This window comes from Microbacterium sp. NPDC060117 (genome assembly GCF_042729315.1).
Classification (GTDB): domain Bacteria; phylum Actinomycetota; class Actinomycetes; order Actinomycetales; family Microbacteriaceae; genus Microbacterium.
Genome location: NZ_JBHWXR010000001.1, coordinates 620,028 through 645,712, shown reverse-complemented (window position 1 = coordinate 645,712; position 25,685 = coordinate 620,028). Strand labels below are relative to the sequence as shown.

The window sequence follows — 25,685 nt, the reverse complement described above, 5'->3', positions numbered from 1 at the left end:
TGGCGCGGTCAGCGACGGGGAGCGGCGGTCGAGCTGCGCACGACGAGTCGGGGGGTGATCGACTCCACGGGGGGCAAGGCCCCCGGGTGCGAGATCGCGTGCAGCAGGTGCTCCACGGCGATGCGGCCCACCTCGCCGAACGGCTGGGCGACGGTGGTGAGCGCAGGGGAGCAGAACTCCGCGAGCGGGATGTCGTCGACACCCACGATCGACACGTCCTCGGGGATCGCCCGACCCCGCTCGGCGAAGGCGCGCGAGAGACCGAACGCCATCTCGTCGCTCGCGACGAACACCGCGGTCGCCTCGGGGATGCGCGCCAGGATCCGGCCGGCGCGGTGGCCCGACTCGGGGGACCAATCCGCGACGATCTCGGGCGGCGCCTCTCGGCCGGCGTCGGCGAGAGCCTCGCGCCAGCCCTGGGTGCGGCTCGAGGCGTCGAGCCACTGCGGGGGTCCCGCCACATGCCACACGGTCTCGTGGCCGAGGTCCAGCAGGTGACGGGTCGCGATCCGGCCCACCTCGCGCTGATCGACCGCGACCACCTGGGTCGACGCCGTGCGCGATCCGTCGATCGTGATGGTCGGCACTGTCCGCGTCAGCTCGTCGATCGCGCGTGTCGTCGAGATCAGCGGGACCGCGAGCACGATCCCCTCGACGCCCTGGTCGGCGAGGCGCGACATCGCCTGCTCGATCTCGCCCGCGTCCAGGGAGGGCGTCGTCACGGAGTTCACGATGTAGCCGGCTTCGGATGCGGTGGTCTCGATGCCGACGGCCACCGCCGTACGCGAGTAGAAGCCCGTGCGCAGCGACACGACGCCGATCGCCCTGCTCCGCCCGGACGACAGGGCGCGGGCGGCGTTGTTGCGGCGGTAGCCGAGCTGTTCGACCGCGGCGAGCACCTTCGCCCTGGTCTCCGGCTGCACGCTCGGGTTGCCGCTCAGCGTGCGGGAGACGGTCTGTGCGGAGACTCCCGCCAGGCGCGCGACATCCGCCATCCCCGGGATGCGGCGAGGATCCGGTGTCATGGCGGTGGTCATGGGTTCCGATCGTCGGCGGGCGCACGGGAGTCGCCCGGCACACGTGCATGATATCGATCACATCCGCGGACGCGCGTGATGCCGGGCGGCGGTCTTCGCGCGGGCATAGCCTTGAGCCGTGACCTCGTCGGAACCCGGTGACCCGCTCGGCGCGCTCCTGGATCGTGCGCGCACGGCTCTCTCCGGCGTGCCGCGGGAGGCGCTCGGGCGTGAGAAGACCCCGCGATGGCGGGCGCCGCGCATCGTGCGCGCCGGATCCGCCTGGCACGTCGGCGTGCTGCTCATCGACGACGACGCGGTGTACGCCACGGCCGAGGTGCTGCGCGCCGCGGCGCCGGTGCGCCGAGGGTATGCCGCGGAGTCGGCGCGGGCCAGGGCCGAGAGACGTGCCGAGGCCTCCCGCGGCGGCTTCGGCGACGGTGAGACCGTGCATGTGGGATGGACGTCGATCGACGTCGCGACCGTGTCGGCCGGCGGCTCGTCGGGCCCCCTCGCGCTGATCGACGGCGTGCCGTCCGTGCGGTGGTCCGCGGCGGGCGGGTTCACGCCGCTCAGCGGATATCTGGAGGAGCGGATCGCGCTGCTGCGGCAGGGGCTCGGCGACTGAGCGAAGCGCCCGCCTCGGGCGCTCGCTCGAGGCCCTGCCTCAGCGGGCGAGGGCGCGCTCGCCGAAGCGGTGGAGGATCCGCGCCGGCTCGGTGACCACGGATTCGAGCACCGCCTCCTGCACGGTGTGGAAGGCGTCCGGGTCGAAGTACCCCGTGGTGCGGTAGAAGACCATCCGATCGGCGAAGTCCCGCGGCGAGGGCTCGGGATGGAACTGCGTCGCGTACAGATCGACCCCGACGCGGTACGCCTGCACCGGGCAGGTGTCGTTGCCGGCGAGCAGCACGGCCCCGGGCGGCACGGTCACCGCGCTCTCCTTGTGCGCGGTGAAGGCGTGGAACACGGGCCCGGCGGGGCCGAAGAGCGGATCCGCGACGGCATCGGCCGTGGTGCGGATCTCGGCCGCGGTCGCCTCCTCGGGGCTGTCCATGCCGACCTCGCCGCCGAGGAGGCGCGTGATCACGCCGATCCCGAAACAGGTGAAGAACGCGGTGGTGGTGCCGTCGATCGCCCGCTCCGCGATCCGCTCCAGATCCGACTCGACCCGTCGCTGCGTCTCGGACTTGCGGACGTCGGTGACGTTGAACGGCGAGCCGCCGATCACGAAGCCTGCGTAGCGGTCGAACACGTCGTCGGGCAGGGCCGTGGTGGTGAGGTCGATGCGGTCGAGCCCGTCGGCATCGACGCCGAGGGCGACACGGAACGACGCGCGCTCCGCCGTCGCCGCATCCAGCTCAGGGCGCACGCCGACATACAGAAGCGAGGCCATCCCTGGATTCTAGGGGAGGGGAGCGGCGCCGCCGAGTCGCGATGCAACGCTCCGGAACAGTCGGGAAGCGGAGTCGGGAATACCCGAGAGGGACTCGCGTTGAACTTGACAGCACAACGCTCAAGTTTGAGAGGAAGCGAAATGCCCAACGATTTCACCGACGCGGGTTCGGGCTCGTTCGACGAGTTCCTCGCCCGCTACCTCGCCGGTGAGCAGGCCCGGCAGACCCGGTCCATCGACCTCAGCCGGTTCCTCACCGTGCGCACTCAGCGCATCCTGCAGCGCGCCGGCCGGTTCGCGCTCGAGCGCGGCCAGACCGAGCTCGACGCCCTCCACGTCCTCCGCACGATCGTCGAGGACGACGCCGTCGACCAGGCGATCCGCAACATCGGCGTGACGCCGCAGGCCATCGTCGACGCCGTCGACACCCGCCTCCCCGCACCCGGTGACGCCTCGGACATCGACGCCGCGACCATCACCCCGAGCGCCAGCCGCGCGCTGTTCCACGCCTACCAGGTGGCGCGCTCGTCCGGTGCGACCTACATCGAGCCGGAGCACGTGTTCTTCGCGCTCGTGCTCGGACAGGACGCCCCCGCGGGCCAGATCCTCGCCCGCGCCGGCGTCACCGCCGAGGCCTTGACCCAGGGTCTGCGCGAGCCCCTGCCCGCAGGTGCGGCGCCCGACCAGGACGGGGCGGCCGCGCAGCCCGCATCGGAGACGCCGATGCTCGACCGGTTCGGCCTCGACCTCACCGCACGTGCGCGTGCGGGCGAGCTGGATCCGGTGATCGGCCGGGCCTCCGAGATCGAGCAGACGATCGAGATCCTCAGCCGTCGCACCAAGAACAACCCGGTGCTGATCGGCGAGGCCGGCGTCGGCAAGACCGCGATCGTCGAAGGTCTCGCCCGCGCGATCGTCGACGGCGCCGTGCCCGCGCAGCTCGCCGAACGCCGTGTCGTGGCGCTCGACCTGCCGGCGATGCTCGCCGGCACCCGCTACCGGGGCGACTTCGAGGAGCGTCTGACCCAGACGATGGACGAGATCGCGGCACACAAGGGCGAGATCATCGTCTTCATCGACGAGGTGCACACCGTCGTCGGCGCGGGCGGATCCGGCGAGGGCGGCGGCATGGACGCGGGCAACATCCTGAAGCCGCGCCTCGCGCGGGGCGACCTGCACCTGGTCGGGGCGACCACGCTCTCCGAGTACCGCCGGATCGAGAAGGATCCGGCCCTCGAGCGTCGCTTCCAGCCCGTGAAGGTCGCCGAGCCCTCGATCGAGGACGCCGTGCGCATCCTGGAAGGGCTCAAGCCAGCCTACGAACAGCATCACGCCGTCGAGTACACGGACGACGCGATCCGAGCCGCCGTCGAGCTGAGCGCGCGGTATCTGCCCGATCGGGTGCTGCCCGACAAGGCGATCGATCTCATCGATCAGGCCGGCGCCCGACTGCGGCTGCGCCTCGGCGTCGTGACCGACGTCGCGGCCCTGTTCGCCGAGCTGGCCGACCTCGAGGCACGCAAGAACGCCGCGGTCGGCGCCGAGCACTACGAGGAGGCCTCGCGGATCCGCGACGAGATCGCCGCCGTGCAGGCCCGGATCGACGACGCCGGCAGCACCGCCCGCCGGGCGGATGTCGAGTCGGCGGTCGTGGGGGAGGGCGAGATCGCCGCGGTGATCGCGCGCGCCACGGGCATCCCGGTCAGCCGGGTGTCCGAGAGCGAGCGCGAGCGCCTGGCCGACCTCGAGTCCGACCTGCACGCCCGGGTGATCGGGCAGGACGACGCGGTCGCCGCCGTGGCACGGGCCGTGCGCCGCAGCCGCACCGGCATGGGCGACGCCCGTCGACCCGTCGGATCCTTCCTGTTCCTCGGTCCCACCGGCGTGGGCAAGACCGAACTCGCCAAGGCCCTCGCCGATCGCCTGTTCGACGACGAGACCGCCGTGATCCGCTTCGACATGAGCGAGTTCGGCGAACGGCACACGGTGTCGCGGCTCGTCGGCGCCCCTCCGGGATACGTCGGCTACGACGAGGCCGGCCAGCTCACCGAACGCGTGCGGCGCAACCCTTACGCGATCGTGTTGTTCGACGAGATCGAGAAGGCGCACCCCGACGTGTTCAACCTGCTGCTGCAGGTGCTCGACGACGGCCGCCTGACCGATGGTCAGGGCCGCACGGTCGACTTCCGCAACACCGTGATCGTGATGACGTCGAACATCGGATCCGAGTTCCTCGCCTCGCGGTCGGGTGCGCTCGGGTTCGTGGCGTCGCAGGATGCCTCCGCGAACGGGTTCGCCTCGCAGGAGGACCTGCGGGCGCGCGTGATGGGCAAGCTCCGCGAGGCCATGCGGCCCGAGTTCCTGAACCGCATCGACGAGATCGTGCTGTTCTCCAAGCTCGGCCGTGAAGAGCTGGGCCGCATCGTGCGGCTCCTGCTCCAGGCCACCTCTCGGCGCCTGGCCGGGCGCGAGGTGACGCTCGACGTCACCGATGCCGCGGTGGACTGGCTCGGCGAGCACGGCTACGAGCCGGAGTACGGGGCACGGCCGCTGCGCCGCCTGATCCAGCGCGAGGTGGACGACCGCATCGCGGACCTGTTCGTCTCGGGCGAGCTCGGCGACGGCGGTCGTGTGGTCGTGGACGCGGCGGGCGGCCTGCTGCTCGTCACCGCGACCGCGGAGATGGCGCAGGCGGCCTGACCGCAGGGCGAGGGCCGGGGCCGACGGGGTCCCGGCCCTCGTTCACGGGCCGGCGGAGCACCGGGTCCGAGCGCGCCGTCAGCGGGACGAGTTGGCGCGGCGGCCGCGCACGACCCCGACGAAAGCCTCGATGTCGGGCGTCGTGGCGTCGGCCGGCCAGGCAAGCAGCACCTGTGAGACGGGCGCATCGCGCAGGATCCGGTACTCGATGTCCTTGCGGTGGTGCAGACGCGCCAGCGACATCGGCGCGACCAGGATCCCGACGCCGGAGGCGACGGTCTGGATCGCGTCCTCCACGGTGTCGAGCGGGGGGATCCGTGACGGCGTCGTCGGCAGGTCGAGCGGGCCCAGCACGTCCTCGCGCGTGGTGAGCAGCGTCTCGCCCTCCAGGTCTGCGGGGGAGAGCTCCTCCGCGGCGAGCAGGTGAGACTCGGTCGAGGTGATCACCACCGGAAGCTCCTCATAGAGCGGGATGGCGTGCATGCCGTCCTTGTCGAACGGTGCGCGCACGAGCGCGAGGTCGACGGCGCCCTCGGTGATCGCCGTACGCTGCCCGGCGAACGCGATCGGCACGAGCTCGAGCGTCACCAGCGGCATCCGCTCGTTCCACGTGTCGATCCAGCGTCCCGGGGTGGCGCCCGGCACCGCGCCGAGGCGCAGGGTGCGGGGTTCCTCCGCGACAGGGGTCGGAGCGTCGAAGACGACCTTCTCCGCCTTCTTGCCGCGCGGCGCGCTCTTGCCGGCTCCCTTGCCCGTGCTCTTGCCCTTGGCAGCAGGACCCCCGGCGGTGCTGCGGGCGCCGCCCTTGGCCGAGCGCACCGCGGGTTTGCGTCCGCCGGATGCGCCTCGTCTGCTCATGCGTTCAGCGTACCGGCGGGTGCGTCGGATCCTCCGCGCGGATCACGACGCAGCACCGGGTGACGTCAGGCTCCAGCCGCGCCTCGAGGTGGCGGCAGCCGAGTCCTTCGGCGACCCCCGCGACGTAGGCCTGGTTCATGCCGCAGATGAGGTCGGTGTGGGCGCGCGCGAGGTCGTGGAACGGGCAGTTCGCCAGCACGAGCTCGTCGTCCACCGGGCGGGGCTCGTAGCCCTGGCCGGCCAGGGCGTGGCGGATCCGCTCCAGCTCCTCCTCCGCGTCGTCTTCGGGGGCCGCGCTCCCGTCGCGGGGCAGGGTGCGCTCCGGGGCTCCGCCTCCTGCCGGATCCGGCGCGGGATCGGTGCGGACCCGGGTGCCGTACGCGTCACCCTCCGTGTACGCGGCGTCGCGGAGCGCGGCATCGATCGGGGTGCCGTCGGCCGAGCGCTCGATGGCGCGGGCGAGTAGATGCCCCGCCAGGTCGAACCGCCGCGGCGGCAGCGACACGGCGATCGTCTTCTCCGTGCGCCGGTAGAGCTTGGACGGACGCCCCGCACCGGGGCCGCTGCGCCCGGAGAGTCGACGGAACTCCGCGTCGAGCAGTCCGAGATCGACGAGGCGGTCGAGCTGGAAGCGCGCCACGTGCACCGGCACGCCGACGGCACCGGCAGCGCTCTCCCGGGTCACCGCGTCGGGCTGAGCGATCACATGCTCGTACAGCGCTCGCCGCGTGGGATCGGCGAGGGCGCCGATCCCCGCCGCCTGCTCCGAGATGCTCATGGTCACACTCTAACTGAAGATCCTCTTGATTTTAGAGGGCTCCGGTTCTAATTTAAAGAAAAGACACATTTAGAAGGGAGCTGTCATGACCACCTCGACCCAGACCAAGACCGTGGCCCGTCCTCCGCTGCTGCAGGACGGATACCGGCAGGCCTTCCTGCTGCTGCGGACCGTCTTCACCGTCGCGCCCATCCTGTTCGGACTGGACAAGTTCGTGCGCGTGCTCAAGCCCGACTGGGAGGCGTACCTCGCCCCGTGGATGAACGGCATGATCGGCATGGACGCGCACACTTTTATGTACGTCGTGGGAGCCGTCGAGATCGTTGCGGGCATCCTCGTCGCGGTCCTTCCCCGGATCGGAGGATACGTCGTGGGCTCTGGCTGCTCGGCATCATCGTGAGTCTCGTCAGCGTCGGCGGATACCTCGACATCGCCCTGCGCGACTTCGGGCTGCTGGTCGGCGCTCTGGCACTGTCGAGCCTGGCCGCCGGGCGGAAGGGCGATCCGGGCCGCTGAGTCGGACCGGGCCTCCGCGGACCTGGAGACCGCGATGGCGCGTGGGGGAGGGTGCGCCGTCGCGGTGCGCGGGGGCCGCTGCCCGGCGGGTGGTCGACGCGACGCCACGACACGCGCGAACTGCGTGCACGGGAATAGATCCGGCTCGTTCGCGGTTGCAGATGTATCCGGGGAAAGTCCCGGGCACGGGAGGTTTTCGTGGGTAAGAACTACGTCGACATCGAGGACGGCCACGGCGGCACCTTGCGCTATCGCAAGCACGCCAACGGCCGTGGTCTGATCGCGCACGGTGCCAAGGTGCACCCGCAGGCGGTCGTGGAGGCCGGCGCCTATGTCGAACCGGGTGCGAAGGTCGGGGCCGGCGCGCATGTCGCGCGCGGCGCCTGGATCGAGCCCGAGGCGATCGTGGGCGTGAACGCCCGGATCGAGGCCCATGCCCACATCGGGCAGGGGTCGGTGATCGGCGACGGCGCCACCATCGGCGTGCGCACCGAGGTCGGGGCCGGCGCGCACATCGCGCGCGGCGCGAAGATCGGCGATGACGAGACCGTCGCCGCCGGCATGACGCTGGACACCGATCGAAAGGGCCTGTGGCTCGCGGCGTGAACGCCGCGGCCGCACCGGCGTAAGAGCAGACCGCAGCATCGCAGGAACAGGACGCGCACCCCGGATGGGGTGCGCGTCTTTCGCGTTCCGGTCGGCGGGCCGCTGCAGAGGATCCGGGAATCGAGCGGGTGGTGTGCTCAGCGCTGGCAGCGGGGGCACCAGAACGTGCGGCGCTCCTCGGTGGGGTCCGCTCCGAGCTCGCCGCTCTCGATGAGGGCACCGCAGCGGCGGCAGGTGCGGTGCGCGCGCCCGTAGACCCAGGTCGTGCGGCCGCGCTGGGCGACGCCGGTGAAGGTGCGGTCGAGACGGTCACGGTTGGCCCGGATCGTGCGCGCGCCCAGTTCCAGCAGTGCCGTCACGTCGACATCGATGGCGGGAGTCGTGGGCCGCACGCCGCGCAGGAAGAGCAGCTCAGCGGCGTACTCGTTGCCGAACCCGGCCACATTGCGCTGGTCGAGGAGGGCGACGTGGATCGCGCGTCGATCCTTGCCGAGGCGCCGTGCGGCCTCGGCGAGGTCCCAGTCGGCGGAGAGCGGGTCTGGTCCGAGGTGGGCGACGAGGGTCTCCTCGAGCGCGGTCGGCACGAGCGCCAGCATCGAGATGTCGAAGCCCACCGCCTCGGCCTCCGCCGTGCCCACGACCGCGCGGGCGGTGTAGCCGGGCGCCCGCCAGCGCTCGCCGGGGCGGTAGAGGTGCCAGGCGCCGTCCATGCGCAGGTGCGAGCGGAGCGTCGAGTCGCCGATCCGCATCAGGATGTGCTTGCCGCGCGGCACGACGGCGTGCACGACGGATCCGGTGAGGTCGGCGGTCGCCAGCTCGGGCACGCGCAGGTCGAAGCGGGTGACGATGCCGTCCCGCAGCGCACCGTCGAGGCGCTGCGCCACACGGTAGACGGTGTCGCCCTCAGGCATGCGCGGACGCCTCCCCGGTGGGTTCGACGGGCCGAGCCTCGTCGGTGGGCCGGACCTTGCCGACGGATCGGGCCCCGTCGCCGGGCCCGCGGCCGTTCATGCCGTTCGCGGCACGTTCGGTCAGCGCCCTGGCGAGCATCGTGGATCCGGCGACCGCCGCCGGCATGGTGATGACCGCGCCGAGCGGGATCATGAAGCAGAGCTGCGTGGCCACGCCGAAGCCGAGCACGCGCGCCCGTCCGGAGCCGAGCAGCCGCAGCCTGTCGTCGTGGCCGAGTCCCCGGGCGTCGAAGGCGCGCCCGGTCAGCTCCCGTGCCAGCAGGCGCCCCGAGAGCAGAACTCCGGCGACGGTCGCGAGCGGCCCGCCCACGAGCGGGATGAAGCCGAGGAGCAGGGTGAACAGCGCCACGAGCACGCCCAGCCCGATCAGCCGGAGGCCTTCGCCGACCGTGCTCCAGAACCCGGTCTCGCCCGTCGGCTCCTCCCCGCCCAGCGACGACTCCACGCCACGCCAGATGCGCTGGTAGAAGGGATCGCCGATCGTCAGCGTCAGTGCGGTGAAGACGAGCCCCGACAGCACGGCGGCGGCGACGAAGAGCACGATGCCGATCGCGATGCGCAGCGCGTCGCGCCATCCTGTGAGCCACCCGTCGGCGAACGGCGTCATCCAGGCCGTGAGGGAACCCAGCGACAGGCCGAAGGGGACGAGGGCCGCAGCCAGTACCGCGACGCTGATCAGAGCGGGGATCAGCCCGAGTGCGAGCAGGCGCGGGTGTGTGCGCCACAGGCCGAATCCGCGCACGAGGGTGCCGAATCCGGCGGCGAACTCACGGATCATGCCACCAGGGTAGGCGTCCTGTCGATGCGCAGCGGATCCGGGTCGGATCACAACGTCTTCCGCAGGGTGTAGCCGCGAGGGGTGGCGACGAATCCGGCCTCCTGCAGCAGCCGCCCGAGCAGCGATCCCGCGGCAGTGCCGTACATGCCTTCGCCGTTCACCTTCTCGATGGTCAGGGTCTCCAGGCGCCGTGCCTTCGCCGTCGCGGCGAGGTCCGCCGTCGCGGCGCGCAGCTCGTCCTCGTCGTCGGTGAAGGCGAGCACGGTCTTGCCGCCGCGTTCGAGATAGAGGGCGAGCGTGCCGTCGACGAGGACGACCAGGGACCCCGCCTTGCGGCCGGGGCGGTGCGAGACCTCGTCCCGGCGCGGCCAGCCGAGCGCGGCGCCGTACGGGTTGGCCGGATCCGTCGCGGCGAGGGTGCGGGCGGTGCGCGGCGGCGGATCGGCGAGTCCGGCGAAGGTGCGGAGGCGGTCGATCGTGGCGGACGCGGCGAACTGAGCGGCACCGAGCCGCTCGATCACGTAGCCGCGCCGGCAGTGCCCCGCCTCCTCGAAGCCGGCGAGCACGCGGTATGCCTGGGCGAAGCCTCCCGGCATGCCCTCCGACTGCACGGATCCGCGCGTGACGACGCCATAGCGGTCCAGCAGCAGGCCCGCGGCGACCGTGGCGCGACGGGCCGGATCCGTCTCGGCCTCCGGCAGCAGCGACCAGCGCCCGCCGACGTTCAGCGGCCGGGGCGCGGAGGCGGGCCGCGCGAGCGACATGCCGCGGAACGTGCGGGTGCGCGGGGCCCGGCGGGCCACCTTGTGCGCCTGGTTGCCGCCGCTCAGCAGCGACCGGATCGGGGCGAAGGTGTCGTTCGTGACGTGGCCCGACCAGGCGAGGTTCCACAGCGCCTCCACCACGGAAGCCTCGTTCTCGGCGCCCGTCGACTCTCGGAGCTGAGCGGCGAAGTATGCGCCGCCCGAGGCCAGGGCGGCGAGCAGCTGGGCCTCGAGGGATCCGGGCTCCGGAGCCTCCTCGGCGAACGGCACCGTGAACGGCGCGAGATCCACGGGGTGCAGCGAGACCCACCCGTCGCGGCCGGGGAGGGCTCCGTGCCCGGCCCAGACGACCTCGCCCGAGCTGGTCAGCTCGTCGAGCATGGCCGGGGAGTAGTCGCGCACGCGCTGCGGCAGCACCAGCGATTCCCATGCGCTCGCGGGGATCGGCACGCCGGCGAGCTGCTCGATCACCGTCGCGACGCCGTCGATGCCCTCGAGAGGCCGCGACAGGTGCTGCCACTCCGGGAGGAACCGGGCGAACGCGGCCGGCGACACCGGCTCGACGCTGCCGCGGATCGCCGCGAGCGAGCGCATCCGCAGCCGACGCAGCACCTCGGTGTCGCACCACTCCGTCTCGTCGGGGCCCGCGGATGTCGCGGACGCCCGGGCGGGTCCCGCATCCGGGAGGAAGTACCCGCTCGTGACGCGCCCGTCGGCCTCGAGCCGCTGCAGCGTCTGCCGCACGATGGCCGTGCCGAGACCGAAGCGCGCGGCGACGGCGGAGCCGAGGAACGGGCCGTGCGTGCGCGCATGCCGGGCGACGAGGTCGCCGAGCGGGTCCGCGACCGGCTCCAGGAACGCCACGGGGATGCCGACGGGGAGCGGCACGCCGAGGGCGTCGCGGAGGCGCCCTGCATCCTCGATCGCCGCGACCCGGCGCACGCCGCCGATCGTGACCTCGATCGCGCGGCGGGCGTCGACGAGGGCGGCGAGGTGGGCGGCGGCTTCGGCCGTCGGGGCTGCCGACGCGCCCGACCCCGATGGTTCCGTCTCCGCGAGGTCGGCGGTCGGCTCCAGCCGCTCGGCGACCTCACCCGCATCCAGCGGCCCCAGGATGCGCAGCAGATCCGCGGCGCCCTCGATGCCGCGTGCGCGACGGGCGGGGTCGAGTCGTTGCGCCTCGCGCTCGAACTGCGCGATCACCTCGGGGTCCAGCAGCTCGCGCAGTTCGACGGTGCCGAGCAGCTCGCCCAGCAGGGCCGGATCCACCGACAGGGCGGCCGCCCGGCGCTCGGCGAGCGGGGAATCGCCCTCGTACATGAACGCGCCGACGTAGCCGAACAGCAGGTCGCGGGCGAAGGGCGACGGCTGGGCGGTCTGCACCTCGACGAGCCGGATGCGCCGCTCCGCGATGCCGGTCGCGAGACGTCGCAGCGACGGGAGATCGTAGACGTCCTGCAGCACCTCGCGCAGGGTCTCCAGGATGATCGGGAACGTCGGATGCTTGCGGGCGACCTCGAGCAGCTGAGCCGAGCGCTGCCGCTGCTGCCACAGCGGCGTGCGGCGGTTGGGATTCATCCGGGGCATCAGCAGGGCGCGCGCCGCGCACTCCCGGAAGCGCGAGGCGAACAGTGCGGATCCGCCCACCTCGTCCGTCACGATCCGCTCGAGCTCCTCGGGCTCGAAGACGAACAGCTCGGCTCCGGGCGGCTCCGCGTCGGCGTCGGGGACGCGCACGATGATGCCGTCGTCGCTCGCGACCGCCGATCCCTCGACGCCGAGGCGCTCGCGGATCCGCGCGTTCACGGCCAGGGCCCACGGCGCGTGCACCATCTGCCCGTAGGGGGAGTGCAGGATCACCCGCCAGTCGCCGATCTCGTCGCGGCTGCGCTCGACGGTCAGCGCGCGGTCGGTGGGAAGCGTGCCCGTCGACTCCTTCTGCTCGTTCAGATGCGCGAGGAGGTTGGCCTGCGCGCGCTCGTCGAGCCCGGCCGCGCTGAGCCGTTCCCTGGCCTTGTCGGGCGCAGCCCCCTGCACCTCGCGGTTGAAGACGCCGAGCGCCTCGCCGAGCTCGAACGGGCGCCCGAGACCGTCGCCGTGCCAGAACGGGACCTTGCCGGGCTGCCCGTACGCGGGGATCACGTTCACCCGGTCGTGCGTGATCTCGGCGATCCGCCAGCTCGTCGTGCCCAGCGTGAACACGTCGCCGACCCGGGACTCGTAGACCATCTCCTCGTCGAGTTCGCCGACGCGCGCGCCCGTGGTCTCGCCGGCGACGAAGACGCCGAACAGCCCGCGGTCGGGGATCGTGCCGCCGCTCGTCACGGCGATCCGCTGCGCCCCGGGGCGCCCGGTCAGGGTGCCGGCATCGCGGTCCCAGACGAGGCGCGGGCGCAGCTCGGCGAACTCGTCGGACGGGAAGCGGCCGGCGAGCAGGTCGAGCGTCGCCTCGTACGCCGAACGGGGCAGCGCGGCGAAGGGCGCGCTGCGGCGCACGGTGTCGAACCACTGCTCGACGTCGAGCGGGTCCAGCGCGCACGCGGCGACGGTCTGCTGAGCCAGGATGTCGAGCGGGTTGCGGGGCACGCTGATCGCCTCGATCTGTCCGGCGAGCATGCGCTCGGTGACGATCGCGGTGTGCAGCACGTCCCCGCGGTGCTTGGGGAACAGCGAGGCGCGGCTGATCTCGCCCACCTGGTGACCGGCGCGACCCACACGCTGCAGGCCCGACGCGGCGGACGGCGGCGCCTCCACCTGGATCACGAGGTCGACCGCGCCCATGTCGATGCCGAGTTCGAGGCTGCTCGTCGCGACGACGCAGCGCAGCACGCCCGACTTGAGCTCCTCCTCGACGATCGCCCGCTGCTCCTTCGAGACCGAGCCGTGGTGCGCCTTCGCGAGCACCGGATCCGCACCGGCCGTGGACCCGGCCTGCGCCATCATCGCGGCCGGCACCATCGCGGCCGGCAGATCGAGGCCGATCCGTTCGCTGTAGATCTCGTTCAGCCGCCCCGTCAGCCGCTCGGCGAGGCGCCTCGAGTTGGCGAACACGATCGTGGAGCGGTTCTGCAGGATCTTCTCGACGATCGCCTCTTCGACGTGCGGCCAGACGGATCCGGTCATCTCGGTGTTCTCGCCGAAAGCGTCGGCCCCTCCGACGGCCTGGTCGACGCGGTCGGCCCCGAACGGCCGCGGCGTCTGCTCGGTGCCCGGAGGCGGCGGCGGGTTGAGCATGTCGTCGATCGGCACCACGACCTGCAGGTCGAAGGTCTTCGAGGCAGGCGGCGCCACGATCTGGACGGGCTGCGCGCCGCCGAGGAACCTCGCCACCTCGTCGATCGGGCGCACGGTCGCGCTGAGCCCGATCCGCTGCACGGGAGCCTCGGCGCCGGCCGCGCGGCGCAGCTGGTCGAGCCGCTCGAGGCTGACCGCGAGATGGGCGCCGCGCTTGGTCGCGGCGACGGCGTGCACCTCGTCGATGATCACCGTGTGCACGTCGCGCAGGGTGTCGCCGGCGCGGCTCGTGAGCATGAGGTACAGCGACTCGGGCGTGGTGATCAGGATGTCCGGCGGATCGGTGACGAGCCGCCGCCGGTCGGAGGAGGTCGTGTCGCCCGAGCGCACGCCCACCGTCACCGCGGGCGCGGGGATCCCGAGCCGCCGTGCGGACTGCCCGATCCCGATGAGCGGTGAGCGCAGATTGCGCTCCACGTCGACGCCGAGGGCCTTGAGCGGCGAGATGTAGAGGATGCGGGTGCGGCCGGGGCGTTCGGCATCGTTCCGCGGTGCGCGTCCCTTCGAGGCGTGCCCTGGGGTCGGCGGATCCGGGGCGACCCCCTCGGCGACGCGCTCGCGGAACACCCGGTCGATCGCCCAGAGGAACGCCGAGAGCGTCTTGCCCGACCCGGTCGGCGCGACGACGAGCGCGTGCTTCCCTCCGGAGATCGCCTCCCACGCTCCCGTCTGCGCCGCGGTGGGTGCGGTGAACGCCCCGCGGAACCAGTCCTGGGTCGCGGGGGTGAAGCGGTCGAGCACATCGCCCATCCGTCCATCTTCGCCGGTGCCGCCGACATTCGGCGTGGATCCGCCGAGGGCGCAATGGCCGGCGGATCTGTCGCGGATCTCCAAGCCCGGCGTCGCCGACCGATGCGAGCATGGATCCATGGCCGAGCACACGACCAACTACACGAGCACGTTCATCGAGGTGGCCGAGGACTGCCCCACGGATCACGCGCAGGAACCGCCCGCGAGCCCTTCGACGAGCGCGGAGTCCGTCCCCACGATCGGCGCGCTGCACTACCGGATGATCGCCGAGCACCCGTTCGAGCGGACCTCCGATGACGTCATCTTCGCCACCTGGGCGCTGCGCCGTGGCATCGATCCGGACGACGTCCAGGCGCGGGAGGACTTCTTCTCGAAGGGGCAGGCCTGCCTGCGCGCGTCGCCGTTGGGCAAGCGCTACGGCTGGGGAGTGCTCAGCGACGCCGAGGGAAGGGTCACGCTGGTGCCGCGGGAGTCCGAGGAGTACGCCCTGCTCGCGGCGGATCCGGCGCTCGGGCACACCCGCGCGATGCGGTCGAAGCGCGCCTGAGCCACCGGATCCGGCGGGTCACTTCTCCTTCGGGATGAGGATCCACAGCACGATGTAGACCCACAGCGGCAGGCCCGCGAACACCATGAGGACGATCGCGAGCAGGCGCACGAGGAGGACGGGCCAGCGGAACCGGTGCGCGAGCGCAGCGCAGACGCCGGCGATGATGCGGCCCTTGCGGGGGCGGACGAGGGTGCTCATGCCCTCATCCTGCCCTCGGGCCCTGGACGCCCGCTGGATCCACGCCCGGTTTCGAAGCGCGCACATGGTCGTGTTTCGAGGTGAACTGGAGCCAATTGCGCGCTTCGAAAACGGGCCACCGATCAGGGGCGAGCCGACCCGTCCGCTGTCAGGGCAGGCGGTTCGCGGCGGCGAGGTTGGCGCGCAGCTCCTCGGCGTTCTGCCGTGTGACGTATGCGGGGCGGTCGCGTTCGAGGCGCCAGGACTCGCTCAGCGGGCCGGCGCTCACCGTGTCGAACCCGAGCCGGTCGTAGAGGTCGGTCACGAGTGCGACCGCGTCATCGTCGTCGCTCGCCGTGCCGAGGGCGCGCCGATCGGGCGACCCCGCCGGAGACCCCGTCGTCAGGATCTCTGCGGCCCTGATCTGGTTGAACGCCTTCACGACCTTCGAGTTCGGAAGGTGGTCCTGCAGGATCTGCGACGTGGTGGTCTCTCCGCGGTCGAGAGCCTCGATGTGGCCGTCCCGCTCGAAGTAGTAGTTGTTCGTGTCGAGCACGATCTTCCCTGCGAGCGGCGCGACGGGAAGGTCGGCCACCGCTTTCAGCGGGACGGTGACCACGGCGATGTCGGCGGCCTCGGCGGCGCCCGCCGCGGTGGATGCGGTCACGCGGGGCCCGAGTCGCGCGACGAGCCCGTCGAGCGACTCCGGACCGCGCGAGTTCGCGATCACGACGTCGTAGCCGAGACCCGCGAGGGCTTCTGCGACCGCGCTGCCGATGTGTCCTGCTCCGATGATTCCGATTGTCGTCATGACGTGCGCAACAGCGGGATCGCACGACCGCATTCCCGATGCGTCGGAGACACGTGCGTGGCGCGCACCCGGCCGGCCCCGATGGGCATCCGGCCAGGTGCGCGACGTGCGGGTCAGGCGCCGAGCGCCACCTCCGAGAGCGCGCCCTCGGCGTCGAGCTCGAGCGTCAGATCCAGGTCGAGGCGCCGCAGGAACGCGTCGTCGTGACTGACGATCAGCACGGCCCCGCGGTAGGCGCGCAGCGCCTGCACGACCTGGTCCACGGTGTCGAGGTCCAGGTTGTTCGTCGGCTCGTCCAGCACCACGAGGTGCGGTGCGGGGTCCGCCAGCAGCAGCGTCGCCAGCGCGACCCTGAAGCGCTCCCCGCCGGAGAGCGCACCCACCTGACGGTCCATGGCCGCGCCGCGGATCAGGAACCGGGCGAGCCGATTGCGCAGCTCCTTCTCGGGGATCTCCGGGGCGCGCGCCGCGACGTTCTCCACCACGGTCGCGGTCTCGTCGAGGCCGTCGATCCGCTGCGGCAGGTACCCGATGCGGTCGGTGTGCGCGACCGTTCGCAGGATGGATTCCGCGGATCCGCGGAGATCGGCGGTTTCGGGCGTCGGTTCGGCCATCGATCCTGAGTGCGGAACGGATACGGGATCCTCGGTCGGGACGGTGATCCAGCCCGAACTCGGCGCGGCGTCGGCGGCAGTCGAGTCTGCGGCCGCGACGAGCCGCCGCAGCAGCGTGGTCTTGCCGACCCCGTTGCGCCCGATCAGCGCCACCCGTTCCGGCCCCTGGATCGTCCAGGACCGCTCGGCATCTCCGATCGTCGCGATGCGGCGGCTCCGGGAGACGCCCGGATCGGGCAGCTCGATCTTCATCGTGGCATCGGCACGGATCCGATGCCCGGCCTCGTCGAGCGCGGCGCGGGCGGCGCCTTCCTTCTCCGCGACCTCGGTGCGGAGTCTGCCGGCGGAGACCTGCGCCGCCATCTTGCGACCGTTCGCGACGATCTTCGGCACGCGCTTCTCCTCGAAGGCCTTCTTCGCCATCTGCGACCGGGTCGCCAGCTTCAGCTCGGCCTCGATGCGCTGCCGCTTCTCCTTCTTGAACGCCTGCTTCGCATCCTTCTCGGCCTGCCGGGCGGACTCCTGCTCGGTGTCCAGCCACGCGCGCCACTGCGAGTACGGACCGCCGAAGACGCTGAGCTCGCGTCCGTACAGCTCGGCGGTGTCGTCCATCAGCTCGAGCAGCGTCACGTCGTGGCTGACCACGACGAGCGTGCCGCGCCAGGAGCGCACCATCTCGCCGAGCCGCGCCCGCGCGTCGCGGTCGAGGTTGTTGGTCGGCTCGTCGAGCAGCGTGATCGGGGCTCGACGGGCGCGGATCCCTGCGATCGCCACGAGCACCGCCTCGCCGCCGGACAGCTCGCCGACGGTGCGGTCGAGGAAGGACGGATCCAGACCCGCTTCGGCCAGCGCCGCCTCGGCGCGGGCCTCGACGTCCCAGTCGTCGCCGACCTGGTCGAACCGGGCGGGGTCGACGTCGCCGGCGGCGATGGCGCGCACGGCGTCGAGCGCTCCGGCCACGCCGAGCAGCTCGGCCACGCGGGCGTGCGTGTCGAGCGTGAGGCGCTGCGGCAGGTATGCCACGTCGCCGGTCGCGATGATATGACCGGACCTCGGCGCGAGCTCGCCCGCGATGAGGCGGAGCAGGGTCGATTTTCCGGATCCGTTGCGTCCGACGAGGCCGGTGCGGCCCGCGCCGAAGGCGCCGGAGACCGCGTCGAGCGCGGTGGACCCGTCGGGCCAGGTGAAGGTGACGCGGTCGAGCACGACCGCGGAGGTGGGGGTGAGCAATGACATGGGCGGCTCCCTGAAGATGTTCGGGTGCGCTGATGCCGGACCGGTTCGTGAGCCCGTCGAGGGGCGGGACCGTCGCGGAGGGACGGATCCAGAGGACCGGAGATGCCTGTGCCGAAGGTGCGAGGGCAGGAAGGAGTGTCGGATCAGCGCGTGGATGGAACGCGGAGGCGACGACTCAGATCAAGGGACTTCCTTACACGGCGGACAGGACCCGGACGACGATACCGGGCGTCCGGGAATCGTGCAACCCGGGCGTGTCGCGAGCGCCTGGCGCCGTCGACGGTGCCTCCGCTGCGCCGGAAGCCGGGTCCGTCGCGAGACGGATGCCGGCTCTCGGGAGGGGCTCTAGCCTGGAGGCATGGAAGAACAGCGGCCGGGATCCGGGGAGACGTTCCGGCGGGTGGGCCTCGGCGCCGGCCTCGCGATCGGCATGGGCGTGGGTGTGGCGCTCGGCGCAGGGCTGCACAACATGGGCACCGGGATCGCCCTCGGCCTCGTGATCGGCGCGGCCGTCATGGTGCTGTTCACCTGGGCGGGCACGCGCATGCAGCGCGAGGAGCAGCGGCGCCGCGCCGAAGCCGGAGGCGCCTCCCCGGCGGAAGCGGTGGACCACCCCGGCGCCGACGGCCCGGGCCGCGACACCGACCGTCCGGGCCACGGCGCCGACCTTCCGCGCCGCGCCGCCACGGATGAGCAGCCGGATCAGCCTTCCGCGGACTCCGGCGGCGCCGGATCCTGAAGGCTCTCCAGCCATCCGTCGAGGAACCGGCGCACGTCGGCCAGCTCCTCCTCGGACACACTGTGCGTGAGACCCGGGTACACGCGCCCGGTCAGCTCCGCGTGATCCGGCAGCCACTGTGCGGTGTGCACGATGAGGGCGGGCGGGATGACGTCATCCCGCGAGCCGCGCCCCCAGAACACCGGGGTGCGGCGCTCCCGCAGCTCGGCGTCGCCGGGCAGGTCCCCGGGGGCCGCGTAGCCGCTGAGGTTCACCACCGCGGCGATCCGCTCCGGATCCCTGCGGGCCGCCTGCAGCGCCACCGAGGCGCCCTGGGAGAACCCGAGGAGGGCGATCGAGGAGGCATCCGCGGCCTCGGCGTCGATCCAGCGCAACACGGCATCGGCAGCGGCGGTCACCGATGCCGGATCGCGGCGCTCCAGCTCGTCGATCGGGTACCAGGATCGTCCGGGCATCGGCCACGATGCGGGCAGCGGCGCGGGCAGCGACGCCACGGTCGCTCCCTCGGGCAGGAACGGCACGAGCGAGAACAGGTCGCGCTCATCGGATCCGTAGCCGTGCAGCAGCAGGAGCAGCGGCAGCTCCTCGCCCTGTCGCGCCCAGTGCACCGCGCTGCGATCGATCTCCACGGGTTCGGCCATGCCTCCATCCTGCCTCAGCGTGCGCCACGGCGGACCCGGTTCGTCCGTGGGCGGACCCGGCCGTCTGCGGGGCCGGGAAACCGCGGCGCGGAGACGCGCTGGGGGAGACGCTGGTAGAAAGAGACCATGGCGGTACGCACACCCGACCCCGATCCGGCCGACGACGACGGTCTCCCCGACGCGCTGTCCGGGCTGTCCGGCGGACTCGACGCGCTCGGCGCGTCGGGCGGGGCGAATCCCGGCTGGCTGACCGACTTCGAACTCGCCCAGGCGCGACGCCGCCTGCCGATGCTCTACGTCGAGGCGGTGCCGGTGCGCACCGACGGATCCGGCGTGGTCACGGACATCGGGATACTGCTGCGCGCGACACCGCTGGGGGAGATGACGCGGACGATCGTGTCCGGTCGGGTGCGCTACGGCGAGACCGTGCGCGATGCGCTGTTCCGGCACCTGGAGAACGACCTCGGCCCGATGGCCTTCCCGATGCTGCCGCCGTCGCCCGCCCCGTTCACGGTCGCCGAGTACTTCCCGATCCCCGGCGTGAGCGCGTACCACGATGACCGCCAGCATGCGGTGTCGCTGGCGTTCGTGGTGCCGGTGACAGGCACCTGCGAGCCACGTCAGGACGCGCTCGAGGTGACCTGGTTCAGCCCCGAGGACGCCGCGAGCGATGCGCTCGCCGCCGAGATGGAGGGCGGCCGGGGCACGCTCATCCGCCAGGCGCTCGCGCACCTCGGCCTGCTGCGCTGACGCGGGATCGGGGATCCGGAGGACGGATCCCTACCGGCTGGTCTCCTGCGCGACGAGCGCGACCAGCGCGTCGATGTCGGACTCGGCGGTGTCGAAGCCGCACATCCAGCGCACCTCGTTGCGCGCGGCATCCCAGTCGTAGAACCGGAACGTCTCGCGCAGGCGGTCGGCGACGCCGTTCGGCAGAGTCGCGAACACGCCGTTCGACTGGGTCTGCTGGGTGAAGCCCACGCCCTGGATGGATCCGTCGGCGATGCCGGCTTCGAGCGAGGAGCGCAGCCGCTGGGCCATCGCATTCGCGTGCCGTGCGTTGCGCAGGTACAGGTCGCCTTCGAGCAGCGCGATGAGCTGCGCGGACACGAAGCGCATCTTGGAGGCCAGCTGCATGTTGAACTTGCGGGAGTAGACCAGGCCGTCGGCGGCGCCCGGGGTCAGGACGACGATCGCCTCGCCGAGCATCGCGCCGTTCTTGGTGCCGCCGAAGCTCAGCACATCCACGCCGGCATCGCGCGTGAAGGCGCGCAGGGGCAGGTCGAGGGCGGCGGCGGCGTTCGAGAGGCGGGCGCCGTCGAGGTGCAGCTTCATGCCGCGCTCATGCGCGTTGTCGGCCAGCGCTCGGATCTCGTCCGCGGTGTAGAGCGTGCCGACCTCAGTGGACTGCGTGATCGAGACGACCAGCGGCTGGGCGCGGTGCTCGTCGCCCCACCCCCACGCCTCCCGGTCGACGAGCTCGGGCGTGAGCTTGCCGTCCTCGGTGGGCACCGACAGGATCTTGAAGCCGCCGATGCGCTCGGGCGCTCCGCCCTCGTCGACGTTGATGTGCGCGGTCGTGGCCGAGATCACGGCGCCCCAGCGGGGCAGCATCGCCTGCAGACCCGTCACGTTGGCGCCGGTGCCGTTGAAGACGGGGAAGGCCTCCACGCCCTCGCCGAAGTGCTGCCGGAAGACCTCCTGCAGCCGCTCGGTGTACTGGTCTTCGCCGTAGGCGATCTGGTGGCCGTCGTTAGCCTCGACGATCGCCGCGAGCACCTCGGGGTGGATGCCGGAATAGTTGTCGGACGCGAAGCCGCGCAGGGCTGTATCGTGCAGAACGCTCACCGGTCCAGTCTATTCTGCGGCGGTCCGCTCACGGGGCCGCCGGGCGCGTTCGCGGAAGCCCCGCCCGGGTTCCGGATGTCCCCACCCCGTCCTACGCTCGAGGATATGAAGGGCACCGTCGCCTCGCGGGCATTCGTCGGCGTGCTCGTCAACACGCTGATCGCCAACGTGACGACGAGCTTCCTCTGGTTCGCGCTCACGTTCTGGGTCTACATCCAGACGCATTCGGTGCTCGCCACGGGTGTCATCGGCGGCGCCTACATGCTCTTCATCGCGTTCTTCGCCATGGTGTTCGGCACGATCGTCGACCGGCGCCGCAAGCACACGGTGATGGTGCTGTCGAGCGTGGTCTCCGCCGCCGCCTTCCTCGTCGCGGGCGGCATCTACCTGGCGCGCCCGGAAGCCTCGCTGCTGGATCTCGGCGGACCCTGGTTCTGGCTGTTCTCGGCGGTGATCCTGTTCGGGGGAGTGATCGAGCAGCTGCGCAACATCGCGCTCTCCACCACGGTGACGCTGCTCGTGCCGACGGAGAAGCACGCCAACGCCAACGGTCTGGTCGGCACCGTGCAGGGCATCGCCTTCCTGGTCACGAGCGTGTTCTCCGGCCTGTCGATCGGCTTCCTCGGCATGGGGTGGACCCTCGCGATCGCCATCGCGGCGATGATCCTCACCCTGCTCCATCTGCTGTTCCTGCGGATCCCCGAGGGGCGCCCGAAGCGGGATCCCGACGCACCCGGCGCGCTCGACCTCCGCGGCAGTGCGAGGGCGATCAGGCAGGCCCCCGGGCTGTTCGCGCTGATCGTGTTCTCGACGTTCAACAACCTCATCGGGGGCGTCTACCTGGCGCTCATGGATCCCTACGGGCTGACCCTGTTCGACGCGCAGACCTGGGGTTTCGCGCTCGCCTTCTCCTCCACGGGGTTCCTGATCGGCGGCGCCGTCGTGGCGAAGTACGGGCTCGGTGCGAAGCCGATGCGCACCATGCTGCTGGTCGTGATGGCGATGGGGCTGCTCGGCGCGATCTTCATGCTGCGCGAGTGGTGGCCGCTCTACGTCGTCGGCATGTGGATCTACATGGCCCTGGTTCCGCCCGTCGAGGCGGCAGAGCAGACCGTGATCCAGAAGGTCGTGCCGTTCGCGCGGCAGGGGCGTGTGTTCGGCGTGGCGGCGGCGATGGAGGCGGCCGCTGCTCCCGTCACGGCGTTCCTCATCGCCCCGCTCGCCGAGTTCCTGATCATCCCCTACATGAAGGGCGACGCCGGGCAGCGGCAGTGGGGGTGGCTGCTCGGGGAGGGAGAGGCGCGCGGTATCGCCCTGATCTGCCTGTGGGCCGGGCTCATCATGGTGCTCGTCGGGGGTCTTGCGTTCTTCACCCGCTCGTACCGCAGGCTCACGGAGCTCTACGCGCACGCTCCCGAACAGGTCGTCGCCGAGCAGACCCCTCTGGACGATCTCGCGACCGGGGGCGCAGCCGTCCCGGCGGAGCGGGTCGCAGCGCCCGACGGTCGGGACGGGCCGGAACGGACTTCTGCGGCGGATGCGTCCGCGGATGCGCCCGCACCCGCGGACATCGAAGACCGGGGCTGACCCGGAGTCGCCGGGGCGCGGCGCCTTGACCGGATCCGGCGAGTACGGGAGCATGCGGGAGTGAGCCAGCCCGCCGCGGATGCCGAGACACCGACGCCAGAGCCGAGCCATCCTCTGCTCTCCGCCGAACGGCTGAAGGCCTTCGAGGATGCGGTCGTCGCGATCGCGATGACGCTGTTGATCCTGCCGCTGCTGGAGAGCGTTTCCGAGTTCGCGCGCGAGGGCAAGAGCTCGCTCGAGTTCGTGCAGGAGGAGCACAGCCAGCTCTTCAGCTTCGGATTGAGCTTCCTCATCATCGCCGTCTTCTGGATGACCCATCATCGTGTCTTCGACCGCGTCGAGAAGGTCACCTCCCCGCTCGTCTGGCTTCAGGTGGGCTGGATGCTCACGATCGTGTGGCTGCCGGTGTCGACGGCGCTGCTCGGTGCGATGGATCCCGACACCGCCCAGAAGCTGCTCTACATCGGGGCGTTGCTGGCGTCGTCGCTGTTCATGCTGGCGACCCGGCTGTATCTGCGCCGCCGCCCGGAGCTCCACCGGATCGACCCGGAATCGCTGCGCCGCGGCATCATCGCCGAGATCGTGACGAGCGCGATGTTCGCGATCGCCCTCCTCATCGCCGTGCTGGTGCCGGCGATCGGCTACGGGGCGATGTTCCTGCTGGTGCTCTCGGGGCCCGTTCAGGCGCTCTTCGCCCGTGGCAGGGTCAGCCGGAAGGGCCGTACCGCACAGGACAGCGCCGAACGCGGCTGAACCGCGCCGCGCGCGACCAGGGCGACCGCGTGGCCGGATCTGGTCAGGCCACGTCGATGACGCGGTCGTTCAGCTCGGACGCATCCTCGTCCCACAGAGCGACGATCCGCGCGGCGACCGCATCGATGACGTCGTCCAGGCCGCGCACGCGCAGCACCACGGCGGCGGCGCGCAGCGGCTGCTCGGCATCGCGGGCGGCCTTGGCGAAGCCCTGCGCGACGGCGCGCGTCCAGGCCTCGCTGGCCGCCTTCACGGCGGCGTAGTTCGCGCCGCCGGCGAGCGGCCGCGCCACCGCGATGGAGGAGACGATCGCGAACCGGCCCGCCTCGGAGGCGCGGAGGTCGGCGTCGAACGCGCGGCTCGTCACCCGCACCGCCGTGAAGGCCTGCTCGAGGGCGCGGTAGTCCTCCTCGGTCTGCCCGGCGAGGCCGCCGCCGCCGCGCCAGCCTCCGACCAGTGGCACCAGTCCGTCGACATGCTCGCCGTCATCGGCGAGGCGCGCGGCGAGCGCCGCGACCTCGGCCTCGTTCGTGAGCGAACACCGCTCGGTGCGGATCGATCCCGCGCCGCTCGTCCCGCTCGGATGCGCCGCCGCCGCGAGCGCGTCGAGCTTGCCCTGATCGCGCCCCACCGCGATCACCCGCGCCCCGGCGGTGATCAGGGCTCGTGCGATGGCGAGGCCGGACGGACTGGTCGCCCCGGCCAGGAGGACGGTGCGTCCTGCGGCGGTCATGGTGTCTCCCTGAGTCTCGTGTGCCCTCATCCAACCACCCTCTTCCGCGCGAGCCACCCCTTTTCGCGCGGGTCACACAGGGGTGGTTCGCGCGAAAAGGGGTGGCTCGGTAGGAGTGGGTGGGGCTCAGCCGTCGGTGCCGCGGATGCCCACGGTCGACTCGATGACCGGCTTCATCTTCTTGTCGAGCGTCTCGAAGAACATCGACAGCGGGAACTCGTCGTCCAGCACCGCATCGGTGTAGCCCTTGGGCGCGCCGGCGAGGATCTCGTCGGACAGGCCGCGGGCCCACTGCGATGCGGGGTGCGGGGTGAGCGTGCCGCGGACCAGCTCGTACGCGGCGAGCCAGTGGGCGGTCTTGGGCCGGTCGATCGAGTGCCAGTACAGGTCGTCGATGGCGTCGCCGAGGGCCACCACGGCATCGGGCACGTTGTCCCAGTCGAAGGCCAGTGCGGTGTCGGTCCAGTGCAGCACTCCGCGCTGGTGCAGCCAGGCGAACAGCAGCTGCCCGCCGACGGCGTCGTAGTTGCGCGTGCGGTTGCCGGTGATGGCGAAGCGGAAGATGCGGTCGAAGATCACCGCGTACTGCACGAGGTGTGCGTAGTCGTGCATCTCCTGCTCGCTCGGGGTGAGCTGCTCGCCGGCCGCGATGCGCGCGTCGAAGGCGCGCTCGATCTTGACCGACTCGCGGAACGCCGTCATGTCGCAGCGCATCTCCTCGAGCGAGTACAGGAAGAAGGGCATGCGCTGCTTGATCATGAACGGATCGAACGGCAGGTCGCCGCGCATGTGCGTGCGGTCGTGGATGATGTCCCACATCACGAAGGTCTTCTCGGCGAGCTCCTGGTCGTCGAGCATCGCGGCGGCCCGCTCGGGAAGATCCAGGTTCGTGATCTCGCTCGCGGCGCGCACGACGCGGCGGTAGCGCGCCGCCTCGCGGTCCTGGAAGATCGCGCCCCAGGTGAAGGAGGGGATCTCACGCATCGCGACGGTCTCCGGGAAGAGCACGGCCGAGTTGGTGTCGTAACCGGGGGTGAAGTCGATCAGACGCAGCGAGACGAACAGCTTGTTGCCGTAGTCGCCGGCCTCGAGGTCGGCGATGAACTCCGGCCAGATCGTCTCGACGATGAGCGCCTCGACGAGACGGTCGCTGGAGCCGTTCTGCGTGTACATGGGGAACACGACGAGGTGGCGGATGCCGTCGACGCGGTGCTGCTGCGGCTGGAAGGCCATGAGCGAGTCGAGGAAGTCGGGCACGCCGAAGCCTTCGCCGGCCCAGCGCTCGAAGTCCACGACGGACGCGGCGAGGTACTCGGCGTCGTGCGGGAAAGCAGGAGCGAGCGCGCGGATGCCGGCGACGATCGCGGCGACGTGGGCGCGGGCGGCATCGTGGTCGTCCGCGTTCGGGACGGATCCATCCTTGATCTGCAGCGGACGCAGCGCGATCGCGGCATCCTTGAGGAGCGTCCACGCGGCGCTGGTCTCGGCCACGGACGCGTCCTCGACGACCTCGGGTTCGCCGATGAGAGCGTTGCTGTGGGTGGTGATGAGGGACATCGGGACCTCCGA

23 protein-coding genes are annotated in these 25,685 nt (G+C 71.7%); 9 read left to right on the top strand and 14 right to left on the bottom strand.

The features are described from left to right. Positions 1–8: 8 nt before the first annotated feature. Positions 9–1,037, bottom strand: a complete 1,029-nt coding sequence (locus ACFWCK_RS02870) for a LacI family DNA-binding transcriptional regulator (protein WP_378804446.1) — start codon at positions 1,035–1,037, stop codon at positions 9–11. Positions 1,038–1,155: 118 nt separating this feature from the next. Here ACFWCK_RS02870 and ACFWCK_RS02865 point away from each other — a divergent pair, with 118 nt between their 5' ends. Further along, positions 1,156–1,644: a glutaminase gene (locus ACFWCK_RS02865; protein WP_378804445.1), complete on the top strand. Its 489-nt coding sequence runs from the start codon at positions 1,156–1,158 to the stop codon at positions 1,642–1,644. 39 nt (positions 1,645–1,683) lie between these two features. Here the strand turns inward: ACFWCK_RS02865 and ACFWCK_RS02860 are convergent, their stop codons facing one another. After that, the gene (locus tag ACFWCK_RS02860) at positions 1,684–2,412 is read right to left on the bottom strand and encodes a GMP synthase (protein WP_378804444.1); all 729 of its coding nucleotides are present in this window, start codon (positions 2,410–2,412) and stop codon (positions 1,684–1,686) included. Positions 2,413–2,553: 141 nt separating this feature from the next. Between ACFWCK_RS02860 and ACFWCK_RS02855 the strand changes: the two genes are divergently transcribed. After that, positions 2,554–5,112 carry an ATP-dependent Clp protease ATP-binding subunit gene (locus ACFWCK_RS02855; RefSeq protein WP_378804443.1) on the top strand — a complete coding sequence of 853 codons (2,559 nt, stop codon included), beginning with the start codon at positions 2,554–2,556 and terminating at the stop codon, positions 5,110–5,112. Positions 5,113–5,190: 78 nt separating this feature from the next. Here the strand turns inward: ACFWCK_RS02855 and ACFWCK_RS02850 are convergent, their stop codons facing one another. Both ACFWCK_RS02850 and ACFWCK_RS02845 read right to left on the bottom strand, forming a co-directional pair. After that, positions 5,191–5,970, bottom strand: a complete 780-nt coding sequence (locus ACFWCK_RS02850; protein ID WP_378804442.1) for a substrate-binding domain-containing protein — start codon at positions 5,968–5,970, stop codon at positions 5,191–5,193. 4 nt (positions 5,971–5,974) lie between these two features. Then, the gene (locus ACFWCK_RS02845; protein ID WP_378804441.1) at positions 5,975–6,748 is read right to left on the bottom strand and encodes a helix-turn-helix transcriptional regulator; all 774 of its coding nucleotides are present in this window, start codon (positions 6,746–6,748) and stop codon (positions 5,975–5,977) included. 85 nt (positions 6,749–6,833) lie between these two features. On the opposite strand from ACFWCK_RS02845, the gene ACFWCK_RS02840 reads away from it, so the two are divergent. Together ACFWCK_RS02840 and ACFWCK_RS02835 are read left to right on the top strand one after the other, a co-directional pair. After that, complete coding sequence (locus ACFWCK_RS02840) at positions 6,834–7,148, top strand: hypothetical protein (protein WP_378804440.1); 315 nt, start codon at positions 6,834–6,836, stop codon at positions 7,146–7,148. A 314-nt stretch (positions 7,149–7,462) separates the two neighbouring features. After that, positions 7,463–7,870 (top strand): transferase, encoded by a 408-nt coding sequence (locus ACFWCK_RS02835; protein WP_233310237.1) that lies wholly within the window; start codon positions 7,463–7,465, stop codon positions 7,868–7,870. 137 nt (positions 7,871–8,007) lie between these two features. Here ACFWCK_RS02835 and ACFWCK_RS02830 read toward each other — a convergent pair whose 3' ends face one another. The 3 genes from ACFWCK_RS02830 to ACFWCK_RS02820 are packed head-to-tail and all read right to left on the bottom strand — an operon-like array spanning position 8,008 to position 14,427. Next, positions 8,008–8,781, bottom strand: a complete 774-nt coding sequence (locus ACFWCK_RS02830) for a DNA-formamidopyrimidine glycosylase family protein (protein WP_233310239.1) — start codon at positions 8,779–8,781, stop codon at positions 8,008–8,010. After that, complete coding sequence (locus tag ACFWCK_RS02825; RefSeq protein ID WP_378804439.1) at positions 8,774–9,619, bottom strand: EI24 domain-containing protein; 846 nt, start codon at positions 9,617–9,619, stop codon at positions 8,774–8,776. The genes ACFWCK_RS02830 and ACFWCK_RS02825 overlap by 8 nt, the downstream gene beginning before the upstream one ends. Before the next feature lie 47 nt (positions 9,620–9,666). Then, on the bottom strand, positions 9,667–14,427 hold the full coding sequence (locus ACFWCK_RS02820; RefSeq protein WP_378804437.1) for an ATP-dependent helicase: 4,761 nt from the start codon (positions 14,425–14,427) through the stop codon (positions 9,667–9,669). A gap of 118 nt (positions 14,428–14,545) precedes the next feature. Between ACFWCK_RS02820 and ACFWCK_RS02815 the strand changes: the two genes are divergently transcribed. Continuing rightward, positions 14,546–14,974: a DUF6157 family protein gene (locus ACFWCK_RS02815; RefSeq protein WP_378804436.1), complete on the top strand. Its 429-nt coding sequence runs from the start codon at positions 14,546–14,548 to the stop codon at positions 14,972–14,974. A gap of 18 nt (positions 14,975–14,992) precedes the next feature. On the opposite strand, the gene ACFWCK_RS02810 is transcribed toward ACFWCK_RS02815, so the two are convergent. The 3 genes from ACFWCK_RS02810 to ACFWCK_RS02800 all read right to left on the bottom strand — a co-directional run bounded on the left by ACFWCK_RS02810 (position 14,993) and on the right by ACFWCK_RS02800 (position 17,815). Continuing rightward, positions 14,993–15,175, bottom strand: a complete 183-nt coding sequence (locus tag ACFWCK_RS02810; RefSeq protein WP_233310243.1) for a PspC domain-containing protein — start codon at positions 15,173–15,175, stop codon at positions 14,993–14,995. 148 nt (positions 15,176–15,323) lie between these two features. Then, positions 15,324–15,965, bottom strand: a complete 642-nt coding sequence (locus ACFWCK_RS02805; RefSeq protein ID WP_233310244.1) for an NADPH-dependent F420 reductase — start codon at positions 15,963–15,965, stop codon at positions 15,324–15,326. A gap of 113 nt (positions 15,966–16,078) precedes the next feature. Beyond that, positions 16,079–17,815, bottom strand: a complete 1,737-nt coding sequence (locus tag ACFWCK_RS02800) for an ABC-F family ATP-binding cassette domain-containing protein (RefSeq protein ID WP_378804435.1) — start codon at positions 17,813–17,815, stop codon at positions 16,079–16,081. Between the two features lie 358 nt (positions 17,816–18,173). Between ACFWCK_RS02800 and ACFWCK_RS02795 the strand changes: the two genes are divergently transcribed. After that, entirely contained in the window at positions 18,174–18,554 is a 381-nt protein-coding gene (locus tag ACFWCK_RS02795) for a hypothetical protein (protein WP_378804434.1), read from the top strand. Here the strand turns inward: ACFWCK_RS02795 and ACFWCK_RS02790 are convergent. Then, positions 18,518–19,195 (bottom strand): alpha/beta hydrolase, encoded by a 678-nt coding sequence (locus ACFWCK_RS02790; RefSeq protein WP_378804433.1) that lies wholly within the window; start codon positions 19,193–19,195, stop codon positions 18,518–18,520. The two genes, ACFWCK_RS02795 and ACFWCK_RS02790, sit on opposite strands and share 37 nt — an antisense overlap. A 126-nt stretch (positions 19,196–19,321) precedes the next feature. Here ACFWCK_RS02790 and ACFWCK_RS02785 point away from each other — a divergent pair, with 126 nt between their 5' ends. After that, positions 19,322–19,945 carry an NUDIX hydrolase family protein gene (locus tag ACFWCK_RS02785; protein WP_233310249.1) on the top strand — a complete coding sequence of 208 codons (624 nt, stop codon included), beginning with the start codon at positions 19,322–19,324 and terminating at the stop codon, positions 19,943–19,945. Between the two features lie 30 nt (positions 19,946–19,975). Here the strand turns inward: ACFWCK_RS02785 and ACFWCK_RS02780 are convergent, their stop codons facing one another. Then, positions 19,976–21,043 (bottom strand): threonine aldolase family protein, encoded by a 1,068-nt coding sequence (locus ACFWCK_RS02780; RefSeq protein ID WP_378804432.1) that lies wholly within the window; start codon positions 21,041–21,043, stop codon positions 19,976–19,978. Between the two features lie 105 nt (positions 21,044–21,148). Here ACFWCK_RS02780 and ACFWCK_RS02775 point away from each other — a divergent pair, with 105 nt between their 5' ends. Together ACFWCK_RS02775 and ACFWCK_RS02770 are read left to right on the top strand one after the other, a co-directional pair. Then, the gene (locus tag ACFWCK_RS02775) at positions 21,149–22,630 is read left to right on the top strand and encodes an MFS transporter (RefSeq protein ID WP_378804431.1); all 1,482 of its coding nucleotides are present in this window, start codon (positions 21,149–21,151) and stop codon (positions 22,628–22,630) included. 60 nt (positions 22,631–22,690) lie between these two features. Then, a complete protein-coding gene (locus tag ACFWCK_RS02770) occupies positions 22,691–23,383 on the top strand; it encodes a TMEM175 family protein (RefSeq protein WP_378804430.1) in 693 nt (230 codons plus the stop codon). A gap of 43 nt (positions 23,384–23,426) precedes the next feature. On the opposite strand, the gene ACFWCK_RS02765 is transcribed toward ACFWCK_RS02770, so the two are convergent. Both ACFWCK_RS02765 and ACFWCK_RS02760 read right to left on the bottom strand, forming a co-directional pair. Further along, complete coding sequence (locus ACFWCK_RS02765) at positions 23,427–24,116, bottom strand: SDR family oxidoreductase (RefSeq protein ID WP_233310254.1); 690 nt, start codon at positions 24,114–24,116, stop codon at positions 23,427–23,429. 126 nt (positions 24,117–24,242) lie between these two features. Then, the gene (locus tag ACFWCK_RS02760; RefSeq protein ID WP_378804429.1) at positions 24,243–25,673 is read right to left on the bottom strand and encodes a DUF6421 family protein; all 1,431 of its coding nucleotides are present in this window, start codon (positions 25,671–25,673) and stop codon (positions 24,243–24,245) included. Between the last annotated feature and the right edge of the window lie 12 nt (positions 25,674–25,685).

What these genes read in the sequence shown, in the direction of transcription:
- ACFWCK_RS02870 (WP_378804446.1), bottom strand. Translation starts at nt 1,037, where the DNA reads ATGACCACCGCCATGACACCGGATCCTCGCCGCATCCCGGGGATGGCG.
- ACFWCK_RS02860 (WP_378804444.1), bottom strand. Translation starts at nt 2,412, where the DNA reads ATGGCCTCGCTTCTGTATGTCGGCGTGCGCCCTGAGCTGGATGCGGCG.
- ACFWCK_RS02855 (WP_378804443.1), top strand. Translation starts at nt 2,554, where the DNA reads ATGCCCAACGATTTCACCGACGCGGGTTCGGGCTCGTTCGACGAGTTC.
- ACFWCK_RS02850 (WP_378804442.1), bottom strand. Translation starts at nt 5,970, where the DNA reads ATGAGCAGACGAGGCGCATCCGGCGGACGCAAACCCGCGGTGCGCTCG.
- ACFWCK_RS02845 (WP_378804441.1), bottom strand. Translation starts at nt 6,748, where the DNA reads ATGAGCATCTCGGAGCAGGCGGCGGGGATCGGCGCCCTCGCCGATCCC.
- ACFWCK_RS02840 (WP_378804440.1), top strand. Translation starts at nt 6,834, where the DNA reads ATGACCACCTCGACCCAGACCAAGACCGTGGCCCGTCCTCCGCTGCTG.
- ACFWCK_RS02830 (WP_233310239.1), bottom strand. Translation starts at nt 8,781, where the DNA reads ATGCCTGAGGGCGACACCGTCTACCGTGTGGCGCAGCGCCTCGACGGT.
- ACFWCK_RS02825 (WP_378804439.1), bottom strand. Translation starts at nt 9,619, where the DNA reads ATGATCCGTGAGTTCGCCGCCGGATTCGGCACCCTCGTGCGCGGATTC.
- ACFWCK_RS02820 (WP_378804437.1), bottom strand. Translation starts at nt 14,427, where the DNA reads ATGGGCGATGTGCTCGACCGCTTCACCCCCGCGACCCAGGACTGGTTC.
- ACFWCK_RS02815 (WP_378804436.1), top strand. Translation starts at nt 14,546, where the DNA reads ATGGCCGAGCACACGACCAACTACACGAGCACGTTCATCGAGGTGGCC.
- ACFWCK_RS02810 (WP_233310243.1), bottom strand. Translation starts at nt 15,175, where the DNA reads ATGAGCACCCTCGTCCGCCCCCGCAAGGGCCGCATCATCGCCGGCGTC.
- ACFWCK_RS02805 (WP_233310244.1), bottom strand. Translation starts at nt 15,965, where the DNA reads ATGACGACAATCGGAATCATCGGAGCAGGACACATCGGCAGCGCGGTC.
- ACFWCK_RS02800 (WP_378804435.1), bottom strand. Translation starts at nt 17,815, where the DNA reads ATGTCATTGCTCACCCCCACCTCCGCGGTCGTGCTCGACCGCGTCACC.
- ACFWCK_RS02795 (WP_378804434.1), top strand. Translation starts at nt 18,174, where the DNA reads ATGGAAGAACAGCGGCCGGGATCCGGGGAGACGTTCCGGCGGGTGGGC.
- ACFWCK_RS02790 (WP_378804433.1), bottom strand. Translation starts at nt 19,195, where the DNA reads ATGGCCGAACCCGTGGAGATCGATCGCAGCGCGGTGCACTGGGCGCGA.
- ACFWCK_RS02785 (WP_233310249.1), top strand. Translation starts at nt 19,322, where the DNA reads ATGGCGGTACGCACACCCGACCCCGATCCGGCCGACGACGACGGTCTC.
- ACFWCK_RS02775 (WP_378804431.1), top strand. Translation starts at nt 21,149, where the DNA reads ATGAAGGGCACCGTCGCCTCGCGGGCATTCGTCGGCGTGCTCGTCAAC.
- ACFWCK_RS02765 (WP_233310254.1), bottom strand. Translation starts at nt 24,116, where the DNA reads ATGACCGCCGCAGGACGCACCGTCCTCCTGGCCGGGGCGACCAGTCCG.
- ACFWCK_RS02760 (WP_378804429.1), bottom strand. Translation starts at nt 25,673, where the DNA reads ATGTCCCTCATCACCACCCACAGCAACGCTCTCATCGGCGAACCCGAG.